The sequence below is a fragment of the Streptomyces sp. NPDC015139 genome (assembly GCF_043079785.1).
GTDB classification, from domain to species: Bacteria; Actinomycetota; Actinomycetes; order Streptomycetales; family Streptomycetaceae; genus Streptomyces; species Streptomyces albidocamelliae.
The window spans coordinates 499707-525104 of the sequence record NZ_JBIBUW010000002.1; the positions used below are offsets into that span (position 1 = coordinate 499707).

Annotated in this window: 24 protein-coding genes; 4 read left to right on the top strand and 20 right to left on the bottom strand. The window is 73.9% G+C overall.

The features are described from left to right. Window positions 1-72 precede the first annotated feature (72 nt). Window positions 73-723: a hypothetical protein gene (locus tag ACF08B_RS06820; RefSeq protein WP_073887713.1), complete on the top strand. Its 651-nt coding sequence runs from the start codon at window positions 73-75 to the stop codon at window positions 721-723. 32 nt (window positions 724-755) lie between these two features. Here the strand turns inward: ACF08B_RS06820 and ACF08B_RS06825 are convergent, their stop codons facing one another. After that, window positions 756-983: a hypothetical protein gene (locus ACF08B_RS06825; protein WP_093476042.1), complete on the bottom strand. Its 228-nt coding sequence runs from the start codon at window positions 981-983 to the stop codon at window positions 756-758. An 82-nt stretch (window positions 984-1065) separates the two neighbouring features. Next, window positions 1066-2349 carry an adenylosuccinate synthase gene (locus tag ACF08B_RS06830; RefSeq protein ID WP_392316403.1) on the bottom strand — a complete coding sequence of 428 codons (1284 nt, stop codon included), beginning with the start codon at window positions 2347-2349 and terminating at the stop codon, window positions 1066-1068. 197 nt (window positions 2350-2546) lie between these two features. On the opposite strand from ACF08B_RS06830, the gene ACF08B_RS06835 reads away from it, so the two are divergent. After that, window positions 2547-3398, top strand: coding sequence for a diacylglycerol kinase (locus ACF08B_RS06835; protein WP_392316404.1), 852 nt, complete (start codon window positions 2547-2549; stop codon window positions 3396-3398). A 16-nt stretch (window positions 3399-3414) separates the two neighbouring features. On the opposite strand, the gene ACF08B_RS06840 is transcribed toward ACF08B_RS06835, so the two are convergent. From ACF08B_RS06840 to ACF08B_RS06910, 15 genes are all read right to left on the bottom strand, one after another. Continuing rightward, window positions 3415-4635, bottom strand: coding sequence for a cytochrome P450 (locus ACF08B_RS06840; RefSeq protein WP_392316405.1), 1221 nt, complete (start codon window positions 4633-4635; stop codon window positions 3415-3417). Between the two features lie 92 nt (window positions 4636-4727). Then, window positions 4728-5396, bottom strand: a complete 669-nt coding sequence (locus ACF08B_RS06845) for a response regulator (protein WP_392316406.1) — start codon at window positions 5394-5396, stop codon at window positions 4728-4730. Further along, window positions 5393-6742: a sensor histidine kinase gene (locus tag ACF08B_RS06850; RefSeq protein WP_392316407.1), complete on the bottom strand. Its 1350-nt coding sequence runs from the start codon at window positions 6740-6742 to the stop codon at window positions 5393-5395. The genes ACF08B_RS06845 and ACF08B_RS06850 overlap by 4 nt, the downstream gene beginning before the upstream one ends. Window positions 6743-6877: 135 nt before the next feature. Further along, window positions 6878-7552, bottom strand: a complete 675-nt coding sequence (locus tag ACF08B_RS06855) for a response regulator transcription factor (protein WP_093476051.1) — start codon at window positions 7550-7552, stop codon at window positions 6878-6880. Further along, the gene (locus ACF08B_RS06860) at window positions 7549-8916 is read right to left on the bottom strand and encodes a sensor histidine kinase (RefSeq protein ID WP_392316408.1); all 1368 of its coding nucleotides are present in this window, start codon (window positions 8914-8916) and stop codon (window positions 7549-7551) included. The genes ACF08B_RS06855 and ACF08B_RS06860 overlap by 4 nt, the downstream gene beginning before the upstream one ends. Before the next feature lie 10 nt (window positions 8917-8926). Next, window positions 8927-10147 carry an acyltransferase gene (locus tag ACF08B_RS06865; RefSeq protein ID WP_392316409.1) on the bottom strand — a complete coding sequence of 407 codons (1221 nt, stop codon included), beginning with the start codon at window positions 10145-10147 and terminating at the stop codon, window positions 8927-8929. After that, window positions 10140-11075, bottom strand: coding sequence for an alpha/beta hydrolase (locus ACF08B_RS06870; protein WP_392316693.1), 936 nt, complete (start codon window positions 11073-11075; stop codon window positions 10140-10142). Before ACF08B_RS06870 ends, ACF08B_RS06865 begins: the two co-directional genes overlap by 8 nt. Before the next feature lie 317 nt (window positions 11076-11392). After that, the gene (locus tag ACF08B_RS06875) at window positions 11393-12292 is read right to left on the bottom strand and encodes an alpha/beta hydrolase (RefSeq protein ID WP_392316410.1); all 900 of its coding nucleotides are present in this window, start codon (window positions 12290-12292) and stop codon (window positions 11393-11395) included. 188 nt (window positions 12293-12480) lie between these two features. Beyond that, entirely contained in the window at window positions 12481-13665 is a 1185-nt protein-coding gene (gene kynU / locus ACF08B_RS06880; RefSeq protein WP_392316411.1) for a kynureninase, read from the bottom strand. Further along, window positions 13658-14506 (bottom strand): tryptophan 2,3-dioxygenase family protein, encoded by an 849-nt coding sequence (locus ACF08B_RS06885; protein ID WP_392316412.1) that lies wholly within the window; start codon window positions 14504-14506, stop codon window positions 13658-13660. The genes kynU and ACF08B_RS06885 overlap by 8 nt, the downstream gene beginning before the upstream one ends. Before the next feature lie 152 nt (window positions 14507-14658). Then, window positions 14659-15072 carry a DUF3151 domain-containing protein gene (locus ACF08B_RS06890; RefSeq protein ID WP_392316413.1) on the bottom strand — a complete coding sequence of 138 codons (414 nt, stop codon included), beginning with the start codon at window positions 15070-15072 and terminating at the stop codon, window positions 14659-14661. 165 nt (window positions 15073-15237) lie between these two features. Further along, complete coding sequence (locus ACF08B_RS06895) at window positions 15238-16695, bottom strand: MFS transporter (protein WP_392316414.1); 1458 nt, start codon at window positions 16693-16695, stop codon at window positions 15238-15240. 63 nt (window positions 16696-16758) lie between these two features. Further along, entirely contained in the window at window positions 16759-17781 is a 1023-nt protein-coding gene (gene fbaA / locus ACF08B_RS06900; protein ID WP_392316415.1) for a class II fructose-bisphosphate aldolase, read from the bottom strand. A gap of 142 nt (window positions 17782-17923) precedes the next feature. Further along, the gene (gene pyrE, locus ACF08B_RS06905) at window positions 17924-18472 is read right to left on the bottom strand and encodes an orotate phosphoribosyltransferase (RefSeq protein ID WP_093476063.1); all 549 of its coding nucleotides are present in this window, start codon (window positions 18470-18472) and stop codon (window positions 17924-17926) included. Window positions 18473-18482: 10 nt separating this feature from the next. Next, window positions 18483-19271, bottom strand: coding sequence for an aldose 1-epimerase (locus tag ACF08B_RS06910; protein WP_392316416.1), 789 nt, complete (start codon window positions 19269-19271; stop codon window positions 18483-18485). Between the two features lie 73 nt (window positions 19272-19344). Between ACF08B_RS06910 and ACF08B_RS06915 the strand changes: the two genes are divergently transcribed. Then, window positions 19345-19707, top strand: coding sequence for a YciI family protein (locus tag ACF08B_RS06915; RefSeq protein WP_392316417.1), 363 nt, complete (start codon window positions 19345-19347; stop codon window positions 19705-19707). 3 nt (window positions 19708-19710) lie between these two features. Here the strand turns inward: ACF08B_RS06915 and ACF08B_RS06920 are convergent, their stop codons facing one another. Continuing rightward, entirely contained in the window at window positions 19711-20544 is an 834-nt protein-coding gene (locus ACF08B_RS06920; RefSeq protein WP_392316418.1) for an SRPBCC domain-containing protein, read from the bottom strand. 154 nt (window positions 20545-20698) lie between these two features. Between ACF08B_RS06920 and ACF08B_RS06925 the strand changes: the two genes are divergently transcribed. Next, entirely contained in the window at window positions 20699-23023 is a 2325-nt protein-coding gene (locus ACF08B_RS06925) for a SpoIIE family protein phosphatase (protein WP_392316419.1), read from the top strand. On the opposite strand, the gene ACF08B_RS06930 is transcribed toward ACF08B_RS06925, so the two are convergent. Both ACF08B_RS06930 and ACF08B_RS06935 read right to left on the bottom strand, forming a co-directional pair. Further along, window positions 23017-24660 (bottom strand): polyamine aminopropyltransferase, encoded by a 1644-nt coding sequence (locus tag ACF08B_RS06930; RefSeq protein WP_392316420.1) that lies wholly within the window; start codon window positions 24658-24660, stop codon window positions 23017-23019. The genes ACF08B_RS06925 and ACF08B_RS06930 overlap by 7 nt on opposite strands. A 118-nt stretch (window positions 24661-24778) precedes the next feature. After that, window positions 24779-25303, bottom strand: a complete 525-nt coding sequence (locus ACF08B_RS06935) for a DUF2617 family protein (RefSeq protein ID WP_392316421.1) — start codon at window positions 25301-25303, stop codon at window positions 24779-24781. Between the last annotated feature and the right edge of the window lie 95 nt (window positions 25304-25398).

Here is a 25398-nt window from a genome sequence, read left to right on the forward strand (position 1 = left end):
CGCAGCGACTACCCTTCCCTGACCGAGTGGCGCCGTGCGGGACCGGGCGCCTGCCGATGCGAGGAGCCCTCTTTGGCCTGTGACCTGTGGCTGGTACCGCTCGTCGACGTGTTGTGCCACACACCGGACAACCCGTTCGCCGAGGAACTCGCGCAATACAACAAGGCGCTGGCCGAGGCCGGGCTGCCGGCGGTGCCGGTGTACCAGTACATGCCGGGCCTGTCGGGTGACGTGGCCCCGGTGGCCGGCTTCGACTACGACGCCCTGCACTTCCTGCGCCGGGCCTATCTGCTCCAGGTCTGCGGTCTGCCGGTGACCCCGGTCGACGAACTGGGCGGCGACTACGAGCAGTTGCTGGAGATGTTCGAGTCCACGGCCCAGCAGTCCCACCTGGTCTGGCACTACGACCACGCGGGCGCGTACGTCCCCGTCGAGTTCCCGCATCCGCTGTCGAACGAGGAACTCCTCGCGGGCGGCGGCCCCTTGGGATCCGCCCAGACCCTGCTGCGGGAACTCCAGTACGTCGCCCCGACGATCGGCATCGACCCGGCCAACCCCCCGGCCGCGCCCGAGCCCCCCGCCGCCCCGACGGAGCTGGAGGAACCGGCCGTCCCGGCGCCGTACGACCCCAGCCCCTTCGCCCGCGAACGCCACGTGTGGCTGGGCCTGCACGCGGCGGCCACCCGCTCCCTGGCCCAGGGCTCCATGATCGTCTTCAGCTGACCGCGTGGCCGCGTCCGCGGGCTTTTCGGGCCCTAGGGACGCAGGCCCGGTGCGCGGGCGATGAGGTGGATCTGCGGGGGCCAGAGGATGCCGGAGGCCAGCAGGAGGGACGGTCCCAGGTGCACCGGGCAGACCGGCAGGGGCGGGCGGTTGTGCCGGGCGACCTCGAAGACGGCGGGGTCGGAGCAGTCCGTGCCGTCCGCCTGGTGGCCCTCACCGCCGTACGGTCCCCGGCATCGTGCGCTCCGGTGGACGCCCATACCCCGATTGTGCAGCGCACCCGGAACGGGAGCACCCGCCGGGCCGCCCGGGGGCGGAACGGCGGGTGCTCCCGCGAGGTGCCTACAGGAACGAGTTGATCTCGATCGTCTCGTCCCGGCCCGGGCCCACGCCGATCGCGGAGATCGGGGCGCCGGACATCTCCTCCAGCGCCTTGACGTAGTTCTGGGCGTTCTTCGGCAGGTCGGAGAAGGACTTCGCCTTGGTGATGTCCTCCGACCAGCCCGGCAGCGTCTCGTAGACCGGCTTCGCGTGGTGGAAGTCCGTCTGCGAGTACGGCAGCTCCTCGACCCGCTTGCCGTCGATCTCGTACGCCACGCAGACCGGGATCTCCTCCCAGCCGGTCAGCACGTCCAGCTTGGTGAGGAAGAAGTCGGTCAGGCCGTTCACGCGGGTCGCGTACCGGGCGATGACCGCGTCGAACCAGCCGCAGCGGCGGTCGCGGCCGGTGGTCACGCCCCGCTCGCCGCCGATCCGCCGCAGCGCCTCGCCGTCCGCGTCGAACAGCTCCGTCGGGAACGGGCCGGCGCCGACACGGGTCGTGTAGGCCTTGAGGATGCCGATGACGCGGCTGATCTTCGTCGGGCCCACGCCGGCGCCGGTGCAGGCACCGCCGGCGGTCGGGTTCGAGGAGGTGACGAAGGGATACGTGCCGTGGTCGATGTCGAGCAGGGTGCCCTGCCCGCCCTCGAACAGGACGACCTTGTCGTTCTCCAGGGCCTGGTTGAGGATCAGCACGGTGTCGGCGACGTACGGCTTGATCTGCTCGGCGTAGCCCAGCAGCTCCTCGACCACCTGGTCGGCGGTGATGGCCCGCCGGTTGTAGAGCTTGGTGAGGACCTGGTTCTTGACGTCGAGGGCCGCCTCCACCTTCTGGTGCAGGATCGACTCGTCGTACAGGTCCTGGACCCGGATGCCGACGCGGTTGATCTTGTCCGCGTAGGTCGGGCCGATGCCGCGGCCGGTCGTACCGATCTTGCGCTTGCCGAGGAAGCGTTCCGTCACCTTGTCGACGGTCACGTTGTACGGCGTGATGATGTGCGCGTTACCGCTGATCATGAGCTTGGACGTGTCGACGCCACGCTCGTTCAGACCGCTCAGCTCGGAGAGCAGGACCGACGGGTCGACGACGACTCCGTTGCCGATGACCGGCGTACAACCGGGCGAGAGGATTCCGGAAGGGAGCAGGTGGAGTGCATACTTCTGGTCGCCCACGACGACCGTGTGGCCGGCGTTGTTGCCGCCCTGGTATCGCACTACATAGTCCACCGAGCCACCGAGCAGGTCGGTCGCCTTTCCCTTGCCTTCGTCACCCCACTGAGCACCGAGCAGCACAAGTGCGGGCACGCGCGTACACCCCTTCCGGGCGGGGCATGTCCAAGGTCGGGGGCGTGGGCGTAAGGTTCACCGCCGCGTGCCACAGCGACCGCCGTTGGTCGCACAACCGTCGGACCGGATGCCCCGGAATAGACGAAGCCCCTGGCGCAATAGCGCAAGGGGCTCTTGCACAAAGATGCTACCCGAGGAAGCGAGGCAGGACCGAGGTGGCGACCTTCGCGACGTCCGATCAGCTGCTGGTGATCATCGATCCGGCGGCACGGCAGGCGGACGGGGAGTCCGTACGGATCGCGAAAGACGTGCTCAGCGCGGGTGCGACGGCCAAGGTGTGCCTGCCGGAGGGCCCCGAGGAATTCGCCCGCGCACTCGGCCGCAGGGGGGCCCGGCGGCCGGTCGTGGTGGGCGACGACCGCGCCCTGGTGCGTGCGGTGACCCTGTTGCACCGCCGGCGGGAGCTGGCCGGATGCGCGCTGGCGATGGTCCCGGTGGGTGACACCGCCCTCGCGGAGTCCCTCGGGGTGCCCGGCGGGACCGTGGCGGCGGCGCGTGCCGTGCTGGACGGGGCCGAGCGGCGCCTGGACCTGCTGGTCGACGACAGCGACGGGGTGGTGCTGGGCGCGCTGGGCATTCCGCCCACGCCGGTGCGGGAGGCCGCCGCCGAACCGGTGGCCGTCCCCGTGGGCCGCCCCTGGCTGCGGACGACGTACCGCTCCCTGGTCCGCACCCTGGCCCCCCGCCCCACCCGGCTGTCGGCCGTGCCCTCGCCCGGGCCGGCCCGGCTGCGGGTCGAGGTCGACGGCGAGACGGTCGTGGACCTGGACCAGCCGGTCGAGGCGGTGTCGGTGACGCCGCGCACGGGCGGGGTGGCCTCGGTGGAGGTACGCCCCCTGTCGCTGGGCGCGGCGGCGACCCCCGTGCTGGCCTCCGGGCGCACGGTGACGGTCGTGGGCGCCGACTTCCGCTACCGGGCGGACGCGGCGGTCTCCGGCCCCGTACGACGGCGGACCTGGACCGTACGGGAGGCCGCCTGGTCGCTCACCCTGCCCGCCGGCCGCTGAGCGGCCGAGGGGGCGCTCAGCCCACCTCCACGTGCAGTCCCTCCAGCCCCCGGATCACGAAGTTCGGCTTGCGTCGGGGTTCCGCGGCCAGGGTCAGGGTCGGGGCCCGCTCCAGGAGGGCCGTCATCGACGCGGCCAGTTCGATGCGGGCGAGGGGGGCGCCGATGCAGTAGTGGATGCCCGCGCTGAAGGAGATGTGCGGGTTGTCCGCGCGGGCGAGGTCCAGGCGGCCGGGGTCGGCGAAGACGGCCGGGTCGTGGTTGGCGGAGCCGAAGAGCATGGCGATCTCCGCGCCGCGGGGGACCACCGTGCCGTCGATCTCGATGTCGTCCAGCACCCAGCGCTCGAAGAGCTGGAGCGGGGTGTCGTAGCGCATCAGCTCCTCGATCGCGGACGGGACCAGGGAGTGGTCGGCGCGCAGGGCCGCCAGTTGGCCGGGGTTGCGGAACAGCGCCCACCAGCCGTTCACCGTGGCGTTGACCGTCGCCTCGTGGCCGGCGTTCAGGAGCAGCACCGCCGTGGAGATCATCTCCTGCTCGGTGAGGCGGTCGCCGTCGTCGTGGGCCGCGATCAGGCCCGAGATCAGGTCCTCCCCCGGCTCCTCGCGGCGGGCCGCGATCAGCTCCCGCAGGTAGTCCGAGAACTCCGCCGACGCCCGCACCGCCCGGGCCGCGGTGTCCTCCGGCGGGTTCAGCTCGTACATCCCGCAGATGGCCGCCGACCAGGGGCGCAGCTGTGCCCGGTCCGCCTCCGGGATCCCCAGCATCTCGGCGATCACGGCCACCGGCAGCGGCTCCGCCACGTCCGTCAGCAGGTCACCGCCGCCGTCTTCGACGAGGGCGGCGACCAGGTCGTGCGCCAGCCCGTGCACGTAGGGCCGCAGCCGGTCCACCGTGCGCGGGGTGAACGCCTTCGACACCAGGCGCCGGATCCGGGTGTGGTCCGGCGGCTCCAGGTCGAGCATCCCGTGGTCGTTGAGGGTGTGGAACGGCTCGTGCGCCGGCGGGGGCGCGGTCCGGCCGAAGTCCTCGTGCGAGAAGCGGTGCTGGTACGTCCGCCCGAGCCGCCGGTCCCGCAACAGGGCCGAGACGTCCGCGTGGTGCGGGACCAGCCACTGGTCCGTCGGCTCGTAGCGGACCACCCGGCCGTGCGCCCGCAGCTCGGCGTAGGCCGGGTACGGGTCGGCGAGGAACGCGGGGTCCCAGGGGTCGAAAGCGAGGTCGAGGGGGCCTGCCATGCGGGGACGCTAACGCGTGCGCCCGCGTCTGACCAGGGGTGCCCTCGGCCGCCTTCGGTCCGCACACGGCGGGACCGGCTGCGGCGGTGCCGTCAGCCCGGAGTCACCAGTCGGGCCTCGTAGGCGAAGACCGCCGCCTGGGTGCGGTCGCGGAGGCCGAGCTTGACCAGGATGCGGCTGACATGGGTCTTGATCGTCGACTCCGCCACCACCAGCCGCTCGGCGATCTCCGCGTTGGACAGGCCCTGGGCGATCAGCACCAGCACCTCCGTCTCGCGTTCGGTCAGTTCGCCGTAGGCCGCCTGCGCCCCCGCCGGAAGCAGGCGCGGCGCCTCGGACAGCCGCGAGAACTCGGAGATCAGCCGTTTGGTGACCGAGGGCGCGAGGAGGGCCTCCCCCGACGCCACCACCCTTACTCCGTCGGCGAGTTGCCGGGCGGAGGCGTCCTTCAGCAGGAAGCCGGAGGCGCCCGCCCGCAGCGCCTGGTACACGTACTCGTCCAGGTCGAACGTGGTCAGCACGAGCACCTTCGCCGCCGCGTCCGCCGCGACGATCTCCCGGGTCGCCTCGATGCCGTTCAGCTCGGGCATGCGGATGTCCATCAGCACCACGTCCGGGGCCAGTTCACGGACCCGGTCCACCGCCTCCCGGCCGTTGACGGCCTCGCCGACGACCTCGATGTCCGGCATCGCGTTCAGCAGGACCGAGAATCCCTCGCGGACCATCATCTGGTCGTCCGCGATCAGTACGCGGATCGTCATGCCTCGTCCTCGATCGCGGTGGCCGCCACCGGCAGGAACACCGTCACCTCGTAGCCTCCGTCGGCGGTCGGACCCGCCGTCATCTCCCCGTTCAGCATCGTGACACGCTCCCGCATGCCCGTGATGCCGTGCCCGGCCCCCGGCGAGGGCCCCAGCAGGGCCGACGCGGGCGGCGGACCGTTGACCACCCGCAGCCCCAGACCGCCGAGCACGTAGCCGATCTCCACCCGGGCGCCCGCGCCGGGAGCGTGGCGCAGGGTGTTGCTCAGCGCCTCCTGCACGATCCGGTACGCCGACAGCTCCACGCCCTGCGGCAGCTCGCGCACCGCGCCGGTCACCGCCTTCTCCGCCGCCAGCCCGGCCTCCCGCACGTTGGCGATCAGTCCGTCGAGGTCGGCCAGGGTGGGCTGGGGTGCGTCCGGGGCCTCGTAGTCCTCCGCACGGACGACCCCGAGGACCCGCCGCAGCTCGGCGAGGGCCGCCACCGCGTTCTCCCGGATGGTCGCGAACGCCTTCTCCAGCTCCGGCGGCGGGTTCTCCACCCGGTAGGGCGCGGCCTCCGCCTGGATGGCGACCACCGACATGTGGTGGGCGACGACGTCGTGCAGCTCGCGGGCGATCGTGGTGCGCTCCTCCAGCAGCGTGCGGCGCGAACGCTCCGCCGCGGTCACCGTCTGCTGCGCGCTGACCTCCTGCTGGGCCTCCCGGCGGATGTGCCGGACGGTGACGGCCAGCAGGATCATCGCGGAGAGGATCAGCATCGGGCCGACGTCGGTGTCGAAGTGGCCCCAGCCGAAGCCGGTCTCGGCGACGAAGCCGTAGACCGCGGTCAGCACCCACATCCAGGCCGCCGTGCGCGGCCGGGTGCGTATCGCCACGACCGTGAGGACCACCAGGTGCGAGACGAAGCTGCCCGGCGACCACGGCCAGTCGAAGCCGGTCGCCCCGCTCATGACGGAGGTGACCATGGTCGCGGCCAGCGAGAACCAGAACGCGCCCACGGGACGCGCCAGGGTCAGCAGCACCGGGCCCAGCGCCAGCAGCCCGCACAGCAGGGACGGCAGCCCGGAGTCGCTCACGGCCGCCAGCGCCACCAGCATCGCCAGCGCGCCGAGACCGGTCACGAGCACGTGCGGTGTCCAGGCCGCGTACTCCCGGACGCGCCCGGAACGGCGGGCGAGTCCGCCGCGGGGCTGGACCCGGGGCAGCGGGCGGTAGGCGAACGCGTCGTGGAACAGGTCCTGCCGCAGGCCGCGCAGGGCGTCCGCGGCGAGCCGGAACTCGGGGCTGCGCGGTCGCTCGGCCCCGCCCGCCGGTGTCGTCTGCGTGTGCGTCGTGTCGGTCACGGAGGAAACGGTAGGCCGAGCGCGGGCCGCGGTCGTCACCTCGCAGACGGGTCCTCGGGCGTCCCCCTCAAGTACTACGGGCGGGATCCGAGGCCGGGTGCGGGGTCCGGGACCGCATTCCCGCGCCTGCGGACGTCAGTATCCGGACGGCCGCACCAGCCCCGACTCGTACGCGAAGACCGCCGCCTGGGTACGGTCCCGCAGCCCGAGTTTCACCAGGATCCGGCCCACGTGCGTCTTCACGGTCTGCTCGGCGACGACCAGCCGTCCGGCTATCTCCGCGTTCGACAGGCCCTGCGCGATCAGCGCCAGCACCTCCGTCTCGCGTTCCGTCAGGTCGCCGACGCGCTGCTTGAGCGGGGCGCGCGGGGTGCCGTCCAGCCGGGAGAACTCGGCGATGAGCCGGCGGGTGATGCCGGGGGCGAGGAGCGCGTCGCCGGCCGCCACGACGCGGACCGCCTCGGCGAGCTGGTCGGCGGAGGCGTCCTTCAGCAGGAACCCGGCGGCTCCGGCCCGCAGCGCCTCGTAGACGTACTCGTCGAGGTCGAAGGTGGTCAGCACCAGCACCCGGACGCCCGGGTGGTCGAGGGTGATGCGGCGGGTCGCCTCGATGCCGCCGAGCTCGGGCATCCGGATGTCCATCAGCACCACGTCCGGAACCAGTTCGCCGACCTTGGTGATCGCGTCCCGGCCGTCCACGGCCTGGCCGATCACGTCGATGTCCGGCTTGGTGTTGAGCAGCACGGTGAAGCCCTGCCGGACCATCTGCTGGTCGTCGGCGATGAGTACGCGGATGGTGCCGCTCGTCATGGGGTCGGTTCTCCTGTCGGGGCCGGGTCGGGCGGGAGCGCGGGCGGGGTGCCGTCGCGGGGGAGGAAGGCCGAGACGGTGAAGCCGCCGGCCGGGGTACGGGCCGCGGTGACGGTGCCGCCGAGCATCGCCGCGCGTTCCCGCATGCCGAGCAGGCCGTGTCCGGCGCCCGCTGACGGCGGGACGGGCCGGTCGGGGCGGGAGTTGGTGACCGCCAGGCGGAGCCCGGCCGGCAGGTGCGCGACCTCGACGCGCACCTCGGAACCCGGCGCGTGCCGCAGCGCGTTGCTCAGCGCCTCCTGCACGATCCGGTACGCCGACAGTTCCACGCCCGGCGGGTAGGGGCGCGCCCGTCCCTTGACGCCGGCGGTCACGTCCAGGCCCGCCGCCCGGGTGTTCTCGATCAGCGCGTCCAGCCGGTCGAGGGTGGGCTGCGGGGCGTCCGGTGCCGCTCCGGTGCCGGGGTTCCCGAGGCCGTAGGGGTCCTCGGGGTTCTCCGAGCGCAGCACGCCGAGGACCCGGCGCAGCTCGGTCAGCGCCTCCAGCGCGTTGTGCCGGATGCCCTCCAGGTTCTCGACCAGCTCCGGCGACGGCCGCTCGACGAGGTGCGGGGCCACCTGGGCCTGGATGGAGATGACCGACATGTGGTGCGCGACGACGTCGTGCAGTTCCCGGGCGATACGGCTGCGCTCCTCCAGCAGGGTGCGGCGGGCCCGCTCCTCGGCCGTCAGGGTGGTCTGCTCGACGAGCTCGGCGCGGGCCTCCCGGCGGCCGCGCAGCGCGGTGCCGAGGATCACGACGACCGTGGAGAGGATGAGCGTGAGCACCCCGGTGGGCGTGTAGTCCCACGCGCCCCACAGCCCCTGGACGGCGTAGGTGAGCAGCGCGGTCAGGGCCAGGGCCTCGGCGGACGCCCGGGTGCGCACCCGCAGGGCGAGCAGCAGCAGTACGGCCAGGAGACCGACGATCCCGGCCGACGACCAGGGCCAGGTGAAGGCGTGGGCGCCGCCCGCCAGCAGCTGGCGCCGTACCTCCACGGCCCCCACCAGCATGGCCGCCATGGACAGCCACCACGCCGGGACCGGCCGCCACAGCGCGAGCAGCACGGCACCGCCCTGCGCGAGTCCGATCAGCAGGGAGAGCTGTGCGCCCACGCCTCCGTCGGAGCCGAGTTGTGCGACCGCGCCGAAGGACACCCCGAACGCCACCAGGCACAGCAGGCCGTGCGGGAACCAGCGCAGCCACAGCGAGGGGGGCAGGGGGTCCGCGCGGAGGGTCCACAGGTCCGCGCGCAGCACCCGTAGCCAGCGCCGGACCAGGTACGCGATCGGCGCGAACACCCGGCGGCCCCCCGTTTCCGTCACACGGACCACCCTAGACAACACGGCGGACCCCCTGCCCGGCCTCCGGGCCCGCGGTGCGGTGCACCCGGACCACCCGGGACCGTCCCCCGCCGGAGCCGGGGTCGCGGCGGCGCGTCCCCTGTTCGCGGAAGCGGAACGCCGTCCAGCACACGGCGAGGACCAGGGCGAACACCGGGAGCCAGGCGAGCCGGGCCGCGACCCAGCCGAGGCCGTCGGGGAGCGTGTGCAGACCGGGGAGCCGGCCGGCCGGGAGGGCGGCGGCCGTCGTCACCATCAGCGCCGTCTGGTGCCACAGGAAGATCGTCATCGCGGAGAGGTTGACCAGTGCCACGGCCGCCCAGGCGAGGGGGCGGCGCATCGCCGCGCGCAGCCGGTCGCGCAGCAGGAGGGCCAGACCGCACTGGGCCAGGCCGAAGGTCGCCGCCGCCAGGGTCGGCGGGTTGAGGTTGGAGATCGCGGCGCCCGGGACGCCGACCATGGAGGCGGGGTAGCCCGCCCACAGCACGAGCGCGACCGTGGACGCCGTCCCGCCGTAGAAGAGCGTCCGGGCCGCGCGGCGGGTGTGGAGCTCTCCGCGGGCCCAGGCCGCGCCCAGGGTGTACGGCACCAGCCAGCCGGCCGGCAGGTTCACCCAGCCCAGCCAGTCGGGGCCTGTGTGCAGGCCGTAGCGGAGGACGTCCACGTGCAGGACGACGGCCAGCGGCCAGAGCGGGTTGAGGCGGGCGACGAGCGGGGTGGCCGCCGTGACCGCGGCGAAGACCAGCAGGAACCACAGCGGGGACAGGGCCAGTTTGAGCAGCGTGTGCAGGGTGTCCAGGGGGGTGCCGGTCAGCAGCAGGGCCGTCGCCGCCACCGTCCACAGGGCGAGGAGGGCGCCGACCGGGCGGAGCAGCCGGTCCAGCCGGCCGCGCAGCCAGGCGCGGTACGGCACCCCGCGCGCCACGGCCGAGGCGTGACCGCGGGCCGCCACCTGGCCGCCGACCAGGAAGAACACGGCGAGGGTCTGGAAGACCCAGGAGATCGGGGCGAGCCACGGCAGATGCTGCAAGGGGCTCGCCGTGCGCAGCGTGCCGTCCTCCGCCACCAGGGCGGTGACCAGCCAGTGGCCGAGGACGACCCCGAGGATGGCGAGGGCGCGCAGGGCGTCGACGGCGCGGTCCCGGGACGCGGGGGTGAGGGTGTCCAGGTGCCGGGCGCGCCGGCGCAGGGCGGTCTCGGTCCGCTCAGGCACGGGTGACCTCCGAGGTCGCGCCGAGGGTGATCCGGGCCAGGTTGGCGAGGGAGGCCGAGCCCGGGGTGAAGTAGCCGCTGTGCCCGGCGCGGGCCGCGTCGAAGACCCGGGCGCCGAAGGCGCCGGAGACCGGGTCGGTGCCGAAGCCGACGGTGGTGCCGAAGAGTCGGGCACGGACGTGCGGGACGTTCCCGACCCAGTCCTCGCTGCCGCGGGCCGCCCAGATCCGGGCGCGGGCGTGCAGGTCCGCGGCCGAGCCGGCGCCGGTGCCGGGGCTGCCGACCAGGGCGATGTCGGCCACGTCGAGGCCGGGGGCGGCCCGGCCGCAGACGACCGAACCGTAGGAGTGGCACAGGAGCGAGATCCGCGCCCCGGCCGCGGTGAGAGCGTGCAACTGCCGCACGAGAGCGCGCAGTCGGGGGGCCGCGTGATCGGCGCGGGCCGGGGTGGCCACGGTGGCGCTGACCGTCGCCGGGGTCTCGTAGCCGAGCCAGGCGACCACGGCGACGTGGTGGCCGGCGGGGGCGCGGCGCAGGAGCTCCGTGTGCAGGGCGGCGGCGGCCCGGTGGAAGCGGGCGTAGGTGTCCAGCGTGGTGTCGGAGCCGGGGACGAGCACCGCCACGTGGTCGGCACGGGGCAGGTCGCCGAGGACCTCGGTGGCCAGGCCGGTGCCCCGGCCGTCGAAGGAGAGGAGGTGCCGGGCGGGGGCGGCCAGGGCGCGGTCCGCGGCGGCGCGGTGTGCGTCGCCGTGGCCGGCGGCCATGCGGGCCGCCTCGGCGGCGTCGGCCCGGTTGGCGCCGTAGGCGCTGCGCAGGGCCGCCGGGGTGAGGGGGGCGGCCAGGGCGGCGGGGGGCGGCGCGGGGATGCCGGGGCGGGCGGCGCCCGCGAGGGGGGCGACGATGGCGGCGGTGAGGAGGGCGGCGAGCATCGCCCGGAGCCAGGAGGTCCGTCGTCCCCACCGCGTCACCGGCCCGGCTTCCGGCGCCGGCGGGCGGCGCTCGGCGAGCGGCTGAGCAGTCGGCGGGCGGGGGTTCCTGGCGGGCGGTGCGGCGTGCCCCATGGTGCGCTTCCCTTCGGAGTGCCCGGCCATCGGGCTTGTCCACCAGGGAAGTTAGGGATCGGCACCGGTCGTCGGCGTCCCGCCGGAGAGCTGTCCCGCGGGGTAGCTCTCAGGTACTACGGGTATCACCGGGGTCCGGGAACCGCAGGCGCGGCCGGGCTCCGGTCCGTCCGGAACCCGCTTGTTCACCAGGCCAGTTGAGCGATCTCCTCCGCCGCGACCGCGCACGCGTCCGCGGCCGGGTCGATCAGCGGGAAGTGGCCCACGTCCTCCAGCAGGGTCAGGCCCACCATCTCGCCGGCCTTCGCCGCGGCGTCCGCGTAGGCCTCGGCCACCGCCTGCGGTACGTCCAGGTCGGCACGGCCCTGCACCACGGTCGTCGCGATGCCCGTCGGCAGGAGGAGGGCGGGGTCCGCGTACGGCCGCCGCTCATCGAAGTGGTCCGGCCCGCCGAGGAGTTGGAGGGACGCGTTGCCGCAGACGTCCAGCTTCCCGGCCACCTCGAAGTCCGCGATGGGGGCGAGGGCGACGACACCGCGGAGAAGGGCGGGGCGGTCGGTGCGCCACGGGGCGTCCGGGGGCAGCACATGGCGGGCCGCCGCCCACAGCGCCAGGTGGCCGCCCGCCGAGTGCCCGGTGAGGACCGTGCGACGGGCGTCGGCCTGCGGAAGCGACGCGCGGACCAGCGCGGGAAGCGCGTCCAGGGCGGCCGCGACGTCGTCGAAGGTGTCGGGCCAGCGGCCGGCGAGGGGGCCCGCGGAACCGGTCCCGGCGTTCTGCGCCGGGATCTGTGGCTCACCGCCCCGCCGGTACTCGACGTTGGCCACGGCGAAGCCCCTGCGGGCCAGGAGGCCGGCGAAGGGGGTGATGTGGCGGCGGTCGTAGGGGGCGCGCCAGGCGCCGCCGTGCAGGACGACGACCAGGGGGGCGAGGGGGGCGCCGGCGTCGGCCCGGGGGGCGTAGAAGTCGATCACCTGGTCGGGGTGGTCGCCGTAGGCGGCGGTCGCGTCGGGGTCGACCGGGGGGTGCGAGAAGGCCGACTCCTCCTCGGCGGCGGCGCGGGCTGCTGCGGAGTCGTCCGGCATGCTCCAACCTCTCGGCGAGGGAACGGGTGCGTGATGTGACGGACCAGGTGGGGATCGTTCGCCGGCCGTTGGACGGGGACGGTATCAGGCGGGTGACGTGCGGGGACACGGGGATGTGACGGAGGGTGAGGGGCGGAACGGTTCCGAGGGGGCGGAGCCGCCGGACGCGCGACTCCGCCCCCGGCGGACTACGCCAGAACCTCCCCCAGCACCCGGGCCGCCCGCTCCACGTCGCCGAAGCTCACGTACAGCGGGGTGAAGCCGAAGCGCAGGACGTCGGGATGCCGGAAGTCGCCCACCACGCCCCGGGCGATCAGCCGCTTCATCACCTCACCGGCGTCCGGACACCGCAGGGCGATCTGGCTGCCCCGCTCCTCGTGCCGCTCCGGCGTCACCGGTTCGACCCGGCCCGGCTCGGTGTAGGCGGCGACGCACTTCAGGAAGAAGTCCGTCAGGGCCAGGGACTTGGCGCGCACCGCGGTGACCGACACGTCGTCCCAGACCTCCAGGGCCGCCTCCAGCGCCAGCATGGAGAGGATGTCCGGCGTGCCCACCCGGCCCCGCAGCGCGCCCGGCGCCGGGGTGTAGGACGGGCTCATGCCGAACGGGTCGGCGTGCGAGTTCCAGCCGGGCAGCGGGGAGTCGAAGCGGGGCTGCAGCTCCCGGCGGACGTACAGGTACGCGGGGGAACCCGGGCCGCCGTTCAGGTACTTGTAGGTGCAGCCGACCGCCAGGTCGACCCCGTGCTCGTCCAGGCCGACCGGCAGCGCGCCCGCGCTGTGGCACAGGTCCCAGACCGCGAGGGCGCCGGCCGCGTGGACCGCCGCCGTCAGCGCGGGCAGGTCGTGCAGGCGGCCGGTGCGGTAGTCGACGTGGTTGAGGAGGACCGCGGCGGTACGGCCGGACAGCGCCGAGGGCACCTCCGCCGGCGTCACCGCGCGCAGGGTGCGGCCGGTCAGGCGGGCGGCCGACTCGGCGATGTACCCGTCCGTGGGGAACGTGCTCGCGTCCACCAGGACCTCGTCACGCCCCTCACCGGCCATGCGGACCGCCGCCACCAGCGCCTTGAAGACGTTGACGCTTGTGGAGTCGCCCACGACGATCTGGCCCGGCGCCGCGCCGACCAGCGGGGCGATGCGGTCGCCGATCCGCTCGGGCGCGGTCCACCAGCCGCTCTCGTCCCAGGAGCGGATGCGCAGCTCGCCCCACTGGCGGCGGACCACGTCCGCCACCCGGTCGGGGACGACGGCCGGCAGCGCGCCGAGGGAGTTTCCGTCCAGGTACACGACGTCGTCCAGGACGAACCGGGAGCGCACCGGTGCCAGTTCGTCCGCCGCGTCGGCCTTCTCCGCCAGCAGTGCGAGCTCAGACATGGGACCTCGCCGTCCACAGCTCGGGGAAAACGTTCTTGCGGGCGCGCTTCTCCAGCCAGGCCACACCGGCGGAGCCGCCCGTGCCGGCCTTCGCGCCCATCGCGCGGCGGGTGGCGACCAGGTGGTCGTTGCGCCAGCGCCACACCAGTTCGGCGACGTCGGTCAGCGCCTCGCCGAGTCGGGCGAGCTCGGCGTCCTGGTCACCGGAGTAGATCGCCGCCCAGGCCCGCTCGACCTCGTCGGAGGGCTCGTAGCGCCGGGAGACGTCCCGCTGGAGGACCGCCTCGGGGATCGCGTGGCCGCGGCGGGCCAGCAGCCGCAGCACCTCGTCGTACACGCTCGGCTCGTGCAGCGCCTTCTCCAGTTCCGCGTGGGCGCGGGGGGCGCCGCGGTGCGGTACGAGCATGGACGCGGACTTCTCGCCGAGCAGGAACTCCAGGCGCCGGTACATCGCCGACTGGAAACCGGAGCCCTCGCCGAGGGCGCTGCGGTAGGAGTTGAACTGCGCCGGGGTCAGCTGGCCGAGCGGCGTCCAGGAGGCGTTCAGCGCCTCCAGCTCGCGCACCGAGCGCTTCAGCGCGGCGACGGCGGTCGGGACGTCGTCCGAGCGGAGCGCCCGCGCGGCGGTCTCCCACTCGTGCACGATCACCGTGAACCACAGCTCCATGACCTGGGTGGTCACCAGGAAGACCATCTCGCCGGGGTCGTCGGAGAGGGTGTGCTGGAGGTGGGTGAGCACGTCCGCCTTGACGTAGTCCTCGTACGGCGTCGTGCCCGCGAAGTCGAGATGCGGGGTCTCGGGCTCAGCGGCCTCGGAAGGGGGGTGAGCCATGTGGGACATCGCTGTCTCCTGTTGTCGATCCGGGTAGCGGTCCGCCCCTGCCGATGCCGGCACGGGGGCCCCGGTCCCCAAACGGAATCCTCCGCAATCCCCCCGGATACGGCAAGGCCCGTCCGCTGCCAGACGGGCCACACCGGTAACTCCCGTCCAGGTCAGCCCAGGGTCTGGGCCGCCGTCGCGGAGGAGTCCTTCAGGAACTGCGAGCAGCGCTCGTACTCCTCCTGCTCGCCGATGGACTGGGCGGCGCGGGCCAGCCCGTGCAGGGCGCGCAGGAAGCCGCGGTTCGGCTCGTGCTCCCACGGGACGGGGCCGTGGCCCTTCCAGCCGTTGCGGCGCAGGGCGTCCAGGCCGCGGTGGTAGCCCGTACGGGCGTAGGCGTACGACTCCACGACCGAGCCGCGCTCGAACGCCTCGTCGGCCAGCTGGGCCCAGGCGAGGGAGGAGGTCGGGTACTTGGCGGCGACGTCCGCGGGGGCGGTGCCCTGGGCGAGGAGCTCACGGGGCTCCGGGTCGTCGGGGAGCTGGGTCGGGGGCGGGCCGCCGAGGAGGTTCTCGTGAATCGTCATGGGTCCAGTTTCCCGCACCCGGGGCCGCGGGGCGCGAGTGCCCGGGGCAACCGGTGAACCGGCGGCGGCCGGGAGCGGCGCGGCACGGGAAATCACGCGGCGGACCACGACGCACCAGCGCCCGAGAACGCGTACCGCATCCGGTGCCTGCGGCCGGCTCAGTCCCTAGCCGGGTGGCCGGTCCCCCTCCAGCGGTGGCGCCGTCAGGTTGCCGTGTGTACGGCACTCGGGCCGGCGGCAGCCCGGGGCGGGCCGGCGCACCAGGGTGAAGGCCAGTGCCGCACCGGCGACGAGAACGGCGGAGCAGATCGGCATCGCCCGGTCGAACGCCGCGTCGAACGCCGGGGCCGACCGGTAGGCCTCCGGTCCCATCCCGGCGAGCAGCGGCAGCGCGGCCACCGCCAGCAGGCCCGCCGCCCGGGCCGCCGCGTTGTTGATGCCGCTGGCCAGACCCGCCCGGGAGGTGTCGACGGAGGCGAGGACGGTGGCCGTCAGCGGGGCGACCAGGGTGACCATGCCGGCGCCCATCACCAGGACAGCGGGCAGGACGTCGGTGAGGTAGTCCGCGTGTGCGCCCACCCGCAGCATCAGCAGCATCGCCACCGCGCACAGCAGCGGGCCGACGGTGAGCGGCAGCCGGGGTCCCGTGCGGTCCGCCAGCGCGCCCGAACGGGACGAGAACAGCAGCATCAGGACGGTGGTCGGCAGCAGGGCCGTACCGGCCGCGAGCGGCGAGTAGCCCGCCACCACCTGCAACTGCAGGGCGGTCAGGAAGAAGAACCCGCCGAAGGCCGCGTACACGCACAGGGTGACCAGGTTGACCGCCGTGAACTGGCGGGAGGCGAAGATGCCCGGCGGGAGCATCGGCTCGGGGCGGTGTCTCTCGACGTACACGAAGGCCACCGCCGCCACGACGCCCAGCACCGCGGTGGCCGCCACCGCCACCGAGCCGCCCCGCGCCTCGATCAGCGCGTAGGTCAGGAGGGCGAGGGCCAGGGCGCCCAGCACCGCGCCGAGGACGTCGAAGCGGCCGTGGGCCTTCTCGTCGGACGACTCGGGAACGTGACGCAGGGCGACGGGGACGCACAGCAGCGCCAGCGGCACGTTGAGCAGGAACACCCAGCGCCAGCCGGGTCCGGTCACCAGCCAGCCGCCCAGGAACGGGCCGATCGCGGCACCGATCCCGCCGAAGCCGGACCACACACCGACCGCCCGGCTGCGGTCGTCGGGGTGGAAGGACGCCTGGATGAGGGCGAGCGAGCCCGGGGTGAGCAGGGCGCCGCCGACGCCCTGCAGCGCACGCGCGGCGATCAGCACGACCGGGCTCGGGGCGAAGCCGCACAGCAGGGAGGCGGTGGCGAACCACACCACCCCCACCACGAACACCTTCCGGCGGCCGTAGCGGTCGCCCAGCGAACCGCCGAGCAGGATCAGGCCCGCCAGCGTCACCATGTAGGCGTTGACCGTCCACTGCAGGGCGGCGAGGCTCGCGTCCAGGTCACGGCCGATGCTCGGCAGCGCCACGTTGACGACGGTGGAGTCCAGCATGGCCATGCTGGAGCCGAGGACCGTGGTCAGCAGGATCCACTTGCCCTGGGGGGAGGCGAGCCGGACGTCGGGCATGCCCCCAGGTATACAGCGGGCCCGGCGGCACAGACAGCCGCCGGGCCCACCGAGGAACACCGCTTACTTGATCTTGTTGCCCGCCGAGCGCAGGTTCTGCGTGGCCTCGACGACACGCGCGGCCATGGACTTCTCGGCCAGCTTGCCCCAGGTGCGCGGGTCGTAGGTCTTCTTGTCGCCGACCTCGCCGTCGACCTTCAGGACGCCGTCGTAGTTCTTGAACATGTGGTCGGCGACCGGCCGGGTGAAGGCGTACTGGGTGTCCGTGTCGAGGTTCATCTTCACGACACCGTTCTCCAGCGCGGTCAGGATCTCCTGCTCGGTGGAGCCGGAGCCGCCGTGGAAGACGAAGTCGAACGGGGCGGCCTTGCCGAACTTGGCGGAGACGCCGTCGGCCAGCTCCTTCAGCAGGTCGGGGCGGAGCACGACGTTGCCCGGCTTGTACACGCCGTGCACGTTGCCGAAGGAGGCGGCCAGCAGGTAGCGGCCCTTCTCACCGAGACCCAGGGCCTCGGCGGTGCGGATCGCGTCCTCGACCGTGGTGTAGAGGGAGTCGTTGATCTCGTGCGAGACGCCGTCCTCCTCGCCGCCGGTCGGGGTGATCTCGACCTCGAGGATGATCTTCGCGGCGCGGGCCTGCTCCAGCAGCTCCTGCGCGATCTCCAGGTTGTCGGCGAGGGTCTCCGCGGAGCCGTCCCACATGTGGGACTGGAACAGCGGGTTGAGACCGGCCTCGACGCGCTTCCTGGAGAGCGCGAGCAGCGGACGCACGTACCCGTCGAGCTTGTCCTTCGGGCAGTGGTCGGTGTGCAGCGCGATGTTGACCGGGTACTTCTCGGCGATGATGTGCGCGTACTCGGCGAGCGCGACCGCGCCGGTCACCATGTCCTTGCTGTACTGGCCGCCGAGGAACTCGGCGCCACCGGTCGAGATCTGGACGATGCCGTCGCTCTCCGCCTCCGCGAAACCGCGCAGGGCCGCGTTCAGGGTCTGGCTCGAGGTGACGTTGATGGCCGGGTAGGCGAACTTGCCTGCCTTCGCCCGGTCGAGCATCTCGTTGTAGACCTCGGGGGTTGCGATGGGCATGTGTCCGCTCCTTGAGTGTGCGGTTGACGTGCTGCGTTACGGCCCTGACCTAGACCTTGGGGGTGACGTCATCGTCGCCCCCATCTTTCCAGACACGGGGCGCTGGTCCATGCCCCCGACAAGTCCAGGTCAAAGGGGCGTGTCAGTCCAGACCCAGTTCATCCTTCGAGAAGGCGAACACGTACGGCACTCCGGCCTGCTCGGCGATCGCCTCGGCCGCGCCCGTGTTCCGGTCCACGATCGTGGCGACGGCGACTACGTCGGCGCCGGCCTCGCGCAGCGCCTCCACGGCCGTCAGCACGGATCCGCCGGTGGTGGAGGTGTCCTCGACCGCCAGCACCCGGCGGCCCTTGACCTCGGCGCCCTCGATCCGGCGCTGCAGGCCGTGCGCCTTGCCTGCCTTGCGCACCACGAAGGCGTCCAGCGTCTTCCCGCGCGCGTGGGAGGCGTGCAGCATGGCCGTGGCCACCGGGTCGGCACCGAGAGTGAGGCCACCGACGGCCTCGAAGTCCAGCTCGGCGGTGAGGTCGAGCATGACCTCACCCACCAGCGGCGCGGCCTCGCCGTCCAGCGTGATCCGGCGAAGGTCGATGTAGTAGTCGGCTTCCTTGCCCGACGACAGGGTCACCTTGCCGTGCACCACGGCCTTGTCCTTGATCTGCTGCAGCAGAGCGCCACGTACGTCCGTCATGCCGAACAGCTTAGAGCCGACGCCAGCTCCAGGTCGTCGTCGCCTCCAGCGGCTCCAGGGGGGTGACCAGCCGCGGGTGGGTGTTGAGGCCGTTGGGCGGTCCGGTCTGCGGTTCCACGCACACGGCCTCGGCCTGCTCGTCGTAGACCACCACCCATTCCTCCCGGCTGGTCACCTTCAGCTCCAGCTGCCCGGGCCAGGTGAGGGTGACGTCGACGCCGCCGGGCATGCCGAAGCAGTCGTCCCAGGGGCCGGGCTCGACGTCGATGCGGTTGCCGGTGGGCAGGTGGTCGGCGCCGCGCTCCTCCTGCCAGGCGGGCGCGAAGTCCAGCCGGACGTCGTCGCCGCCGAGGCTGCGGTGGAACCACGGGTGCCAGCCGATCTGGGCCGGGAAGGAGTCGTCGTACGTCTCCACGGACATCGTCAGCGTCAGGCTGTCCTCGGCGAGCGTGACGATCTGGGTGACGCGGCCGGGGTGCGGCCAGGGGTCGACCAGCTCGTACGTGATCACCGCCTCGTCCTGCGACACGCGCGCGGTGCGCCAGGCACCGTCACGGGCGGTGCCGTGGATGGCGTGCGGCGGGGAGTTGAGCGGCAGCCGGCGGACGGTGGCGCCGTCCAGGAAGCGGCCCTCGCGGATCCGGCCGCACCACGGCACCATCGGGAAGCAACCGAAGCGCTCGCCCTGCCGCAGCAGTTCCGTGCCGCCGATCCGCAGCCCACCGATGCGGCCGCCGTTGCCCGGCAGCACGCTCACCTCCGCGTCGCCCGCGGTCAGCGTGATGTCGTCGTTGCTCACGTCCCGACCCTACTGGGGAGATCAAGAGGACGTCCGCCGGACGCGGGCGGCGCGCGAGCGGCAGGGTGGGGGCATGAAGTATCTGGTGCTGATGTACGCCGACCCCGGGGCCACGGCGGCGATGACCGCCGAGCAGCGTGCCGAGGTGTTCCGCCGGCACGACGCCCTCCACGCCGAACTGGCAGGCACCGGCGAGATGCTGAACGGCGCGGGACTCGGCTACCCGGCCGACACGGCCACCCTGCGGTGGCAGCCGGACGGGCCGGTCGCGGTGGCCGACGGGCCGCTCGTCCCCGCGGAACTGCACCTGACCGCCTACTACGTCGTCGAGTGCGCGAGCGGGGAGCGGGCCCGCGAGATCACCGAACGCGTCCTGGACTTCCATGTCGTGGCCGTCGAGGTGCGGCCGGTGCACGACTCGTTCGGGATGGGTTAGGCCCTACCGACGCCGGCGCAGGGCGCGTCCGACGACGATCGCCGAGGCCAGTGCCACGGCGGCGGCCGGTGCCGCCCAGCGCAGCACCGTGCTCCCGCCGACGGTCTGGGGGGCCGGCACGGGGGCGTAGCGCCCGCGCGGCGGCGCGTGGTCGACCTCCTCGGCGCTGCGGCCGATCATCGTCCGGCGCGCGTGCGCGGCCTCGGCGGGCGGCTCGCCCGTGTCGGCGAAGTCCTCGGCGAGACGGTCGGCCGCGTCCTCGCCGTCCGTGGCTTCGGGATCGAGGGAGGGCGGGGGCACTTCGGTGTCGAAGACGGACGGGGCGGGCGGCTCCTGCGCGGACGGCGACCGAGGTTCCGGCTCCGCCTCCCCCTCCGGGGATCCCTCGGCCGCCTCCGCCTCCGGGGCCTGCGGCAGGTCCGCGCCGGCGAGGGCTTCGACGAAGCGGTTCAGCAGCCGGGTCACCGCCGAACCCACCGCGTCCGCGGGCAGTTCGGCGATACGCCCGTCGGCGTCGGCCGTGCCCTCGACGGTGACGGTGGTGCCGCCGTCGGTGTCCGTGAGGCGCAGGGTGAGGGCGAGTTTCACGGTGCCGGCGCCGCGGGCCTCGGTGGCCTCGCCCTCGGCGGCGTACGTGCCGTCCTCGCGGCGGCTGACGCGCACCGCGCCGCGGTAGGTGACGGAGTGTCCGCCGACCCGCACCTTCAGCCGTCCGGCGACGGGTTCGGCCCCGGCGTCCTGCTGGAGCCCGGGAACCGCCCGTGCCACCCGCGCGGGGTCGGCGAGGGCCGCTCTGAGCCGGTCGGCCGGTACCGGGACGAAGACCTGGTGCTCCATGTCGGCTGAGCCTACCCAGGTGTGGCCGGAACGTACCCTCCCGCGTACCGGGCGCACCGTCCTCACCGCGGTGCGCCGATCGGCGGCAGCCGGGGGCCGACGGGTCCGGGCGGCACACGGCGGGGGCATGCATGGGGTCGGAGGTGGTGCGGCCATGATCAGCGACGACATGCTCATGCGTCTTGACGAGGGCGGGCGGGTGCTCGAGTGGCAGCGCGCGGCCGAGGAGATGTTCGGCTGGTCGGCCGAGGAGACCGTCGGCCAGTCCGTCGCGGCGCTGGTGCGGGGGGCCGCGACGGGCGGACCGGTGGGCCGCAGCCGGCTCGACGAGACGCACGCCGTGCTGGTCAGGCCGCTGCTCACGGACGAGCGGCTGGTGTGGGACGTGCGCAGGGCGGCGGACGCCGCCTCCGGCGAGGACGTGGCGATCCTGCGGGCGATGTTCACCCAGTCCCCGGTGGGCCTGCACGTGCTCGACGAACACCTGCGCATCGTCCGCGTGAACACGGCCACGCGCGCTCTGCGCGACACCGCCGTGGGCCGGCTGCGGGGCAGGCTCTTCACCGAGGCGTACGGCATCGCCGCCCCCGAGGCCGAGGAGGCGGCGGCGCGCCGGGTGCTCGACAGCGGACGGCCCGAGCTGAACCGGCTCGTACGGGGGACGCGCGCGACACCGGGCCGGGGACGCGGCATCTACTCCGTCTCCTACGTGCGCCTGGAGAACGTCCGCGGGGACACCCTCGGCCTGGTCGTCTCCGCGGTGGACGTGACCGAGCGCGAACGCGCGCTGCAGCGGCTGTCGGTGCTGGGCGAGGTCCGCCGCCGGGTGGGCGAGCGGCTGGACGTGATCGCCGCCTGCCAGGAGTTCGTCGACGCCGTGGTGCCCGCGTTCGCGGGCATCGCCGTGGTGGAGGTGATCGACGACGTGGTGCGCGGTGAGGCGCCGCCCCTGGTCCCGGTCGATCGCGACGTGCCGCTGCGGCGGGCCGCGTTCAGCGGGCGGATGTCGGCCTATCCGCTGGGGGACGTGCGTCACCTGCCCTACGGCACGCCCTTCTCGCGCGTGCTGAGCGACCTGCGGCCGCGGCTGGTGTCGGTGGAGGAGGACAGCCTGTGGCTCACGGCCGATCCGGCGCGGGCGGACGCCATCAAGCACTCCGCCGCCCACTCGCTGATCGTCGCCCCGCTGGAGCTGCGCGGCGAGGCGTTCGGCGTGGTCAGCTTCTACCGGCACGAGGACGAGGACCCCTTCGAGCAGGACGACGTCGCCCTCGCCGCCGACCTGTGCGGGCACGCCGCCCTGTGCATCGACAACGCCCGGCGCTACGCCCGGGAGCGGACCATCGCCGCGACCGTGCAGCGCAGGCTGCTGCCCCAGCGGCCGACCGTGCCGTCCACGGTCGAGCTGGCGCACCTGCATCTGCCCGCCCCCGAGGGCGGCGGCGTGTGGTTCGACGTGATCGGCCTGGCGGGCGCCCGGTCCGCGCTGATCGTCGGCGAGGTGGCGGGCCGGGGCATGGCCGCCGCCACCACGATGGGGCAGCTGCGGACCGTCATCCACTCGCTGGCCGCGCTGGACGTGGCGCCGGACGAGCTGATGGCCCGGCTGAACGACACGGCCACCCGGCTCGCCGACGAACGTGCCGCGCTGCCCACGGGCGACCCGCTGCACCGCGAGCCGCTGACCGCGAGCTGCCTGATCGCCGTGTACGACCCGATCGACCTCACCTGCACCTTCGTACGGGCGGGCCTGTCGGACCCGCTCGTCGTACCGCCCGACGGCGACCCGGCCACCGTGCCCGTCCCGGCGGGCCCGCTGCTCGCCGGGCCCGGCAACGCCCCGTTCCCGGCGACCACGGTCCCCCTGCCCGCCGGCAGCACCCTCGCGATCGGCACCAGCCTGCTGGCGCGGGAGGCCCTCGCGCCGTCCGCGCCACTGCGCCCGCTGTTCGACGGCAGTGCCGGCCGGCCGCTGAGCGAGCTGTGCGACAGCGTGGCCTACGCCGTCGACCACAGCCACCGGGCCGGGGACGCGCTGCTGCTGTTCGCCCGCACGACGGCGCTCCCCGCCGAGCAGGTCTTCACCTGCCCGCTGCCGGCGGGGGCCGAGGCCGCTCCCTTCGCCCGCGCGGCGGCGCGCCGGCGGCTGCGGGAGTGGGGCATCGACCGGGAGACCTCCTCCGTCACGGAGCTGATCGTCAGCGAACTGGTGGGCAACGCGGTGCGCTACGGCGCTCCGCCCTTCCGACTGCGGCTGATCCTGAACGGCGTGCTGACCTGCGAGGTCACCGACGTCGCCTCGGCCGCTCCGCACATCAGGCACGCCCGTGCCAGCGACGAGACCGGGCGCGGGCTGTTCATCGTCGCCACGCTGGCCGACGCCTGGGGCACGCGGTACCTGCCGGTCGGCAAGACCGTCTGGGCGCAGCAGTCCCTCGGGGACGGCACCGGGAGGACGGGTGCCGCGGCCGCTCAGTAGCGCGGATGCACCAGGGTGGACGGCGGCAGTCCACCGGTCCGGGTGCGGCCCGCGGCGCGCGCGTCGGCCGCCAGCCCGTCCTGGGTCAGGGTCCACGGCCGCGGGCCGCGCGGGTCGAGGCGCAGCGCGGGTGCCGAGCCGCCGGGGGCCGCGAGCAGGAAGCCCCAGTCGTGGGGGGCCCGGGACGCTCCCGAGGAGCGGTCGGGGCCGGCCGCGAATCCGGAGTCCTGGCCGAGGACCCGGTAGGGGCTGGTGGTGAAGCCGGCCGCGCGGAGGGTCGCGGCGACCGTCCAGAAGACCCGGGGGCGGGCGGTGACGGGCCCGGCGTGCACCACCAGGCGGCCCCGCGGGGCCAGCACCCGGCGGGCCAGGCCGTAGAACTCCTGGGAGTACAGCTTGGTGCTGGCGGTGATGCCGGGATCGGGCAGATCGGCGATCACGACGTCGTACGCCCGGTCGTGGGTGCCGCGCAGCCAGCCGAGGGCGTCCGCGACGGTCACATGGACGCGGGGGTCGGCGTAGGCGTGGCGGTTGGCGGCGGACAGACCGGGGTCGCTGCGGGCCAGCCGGATCAGGCCGGGGTCGAGTTCGACGATGTCGAGGCGGCGCACCCCGCGGTGGCGCAGCACCTCCCGGGCGGCCAGTCCGTCGCCGCCGCCGAGGACGAGTACGCGCGTCTCGGGGCCGGCGGAGAGGGCCGGGTGGACCAGGGCCTCGTGGTAGCGGCGTTCGTCGCGGCCGCCGACGCGGAGGCGGCCGTCGAGGTACAGGTCGAGGGGCCTGCCGTGGGTGCCGCCGGCCAGGACGACCTCCTGCACGCCGGTCTGGACGGCCACCCGGACGTCGTTGCCGTAGACGGCGTGCCGGGCGGCCCGTTCGAAGTCGTCGGCGAGAGCGGCGGCGGAGCCGAGGACACCGAGGACACCGAGGCCGACGAGGAACAGGGCCCAGCGGGCCCGCCGGGTCAGGTCGCGGCGGAAGAGGCCGAGGACGAGGGCGCCGCCCGCGACGACGTTGACGGCGCCGGTGAGCAGGGCGCCGGTCAGCTGGCCGAGGAAGGGCAGCAGGAGGAAGGGGAAGGCGAGGCCGCCGACGAGGGCGCCGACGTAGTCGGCGGCGAACAGGTCGGCCACCGCACCGCCCGCGTCCTGGCGGCGGATCCGCTGGATCAGCTCCATCAGCAGCGGGACCTCGGCGCCGATGAGCAGGCCGATGGCGAGGGAGAAGGCGACCAGGAGACAGCGCGGGCCCTGCGCCCACACCCCGCCCCAGCCGCCGGTCCAGGCGAACACGGCGTACAGCGCCATGGCGCTGCAACCGCCGACGAGCGCCAGGGCCGACTCGACCGCGCCGAATCCGGCGGCGGCGTGCCAGCGCAGCCGTTTGGCGCCGAGGGAGCCGATGCCCATCGCGAACACCATGACGGACAGCACGACGGACGCCTGGGTGACCGAGTCGCCCATCAAGTACGAGGCGAACGCGACGAGTTCGAGCTCGTACACCAGGCCGCAGGCCGCGCAGACGAAGACGCACACGAGGACCAGGAACCGCCCGGTGCCGGGCCGGACGGGCAGCCGTGCGGGGCCGGTCCAGGACGGCGGGGCTCCCGGGGGCGCGGGGGCGTGCGGATCGATCACTCTGCGACGTTACGTCACACGCTCGGCACGCTTCGTCACCCACACGTGTGGAACTGGGGGCAGTTGACGTATTCCGTGTTTATGTCGGCCGGGCACGCCCTGCGGGGCTTCGTCCGGATCAGCCCTGCTGCGGCACGGTGACCCGCGCCCCGACCCGGGTCCGCGTCGCCACCAACTGCCCGTCCTGCGGGTAGGCGTGCCAGGTGCGCCAGTGCACCTGGCCGTCGTGCCGCTGGGCCAGCATCGCCGTGAACGCGTGCGGGCTGCCGGGGAAGACACCGGCGAGGCCGTGCGGGTGGTCGGCGACGAGGGCCAGCAACTCCTGGGCGCGGCCCGCGAAAGAGCCGGGTGTCAGCACCTCGACGCGCGCGGCGAACTCGTACTCCCAGTCGCCGACCCGTTTGGCGACGCCCAGCGGGAGGGGGGTGCTGGAGCCGGGGATGCAGGCGACCGTCTCCGAGCAGTTGCCGCGCTCCTCCTCGAGGAGCACCTGGTGGGACGCGCCGAGCAGCCGCAACTGCATCCTCGCGCCCATGAGTTCGAGGTCGAGGGTGGCCAGCGCAGGCAGCGGCTCGCGTCCCAGTGCCCAGGCGAGGTCGGCGGCACGCGTATCGGTGTAGGAGGTGTTCAGGGTCGTGAGCATGGATCGGCTCCGCTAACACGCAATGAGGGGGAGATCGGCCATGTCAGCCCAGCCGGTCCGGCCGGGAGGGGGAGTCTGATGGGACGTCCGAGGGG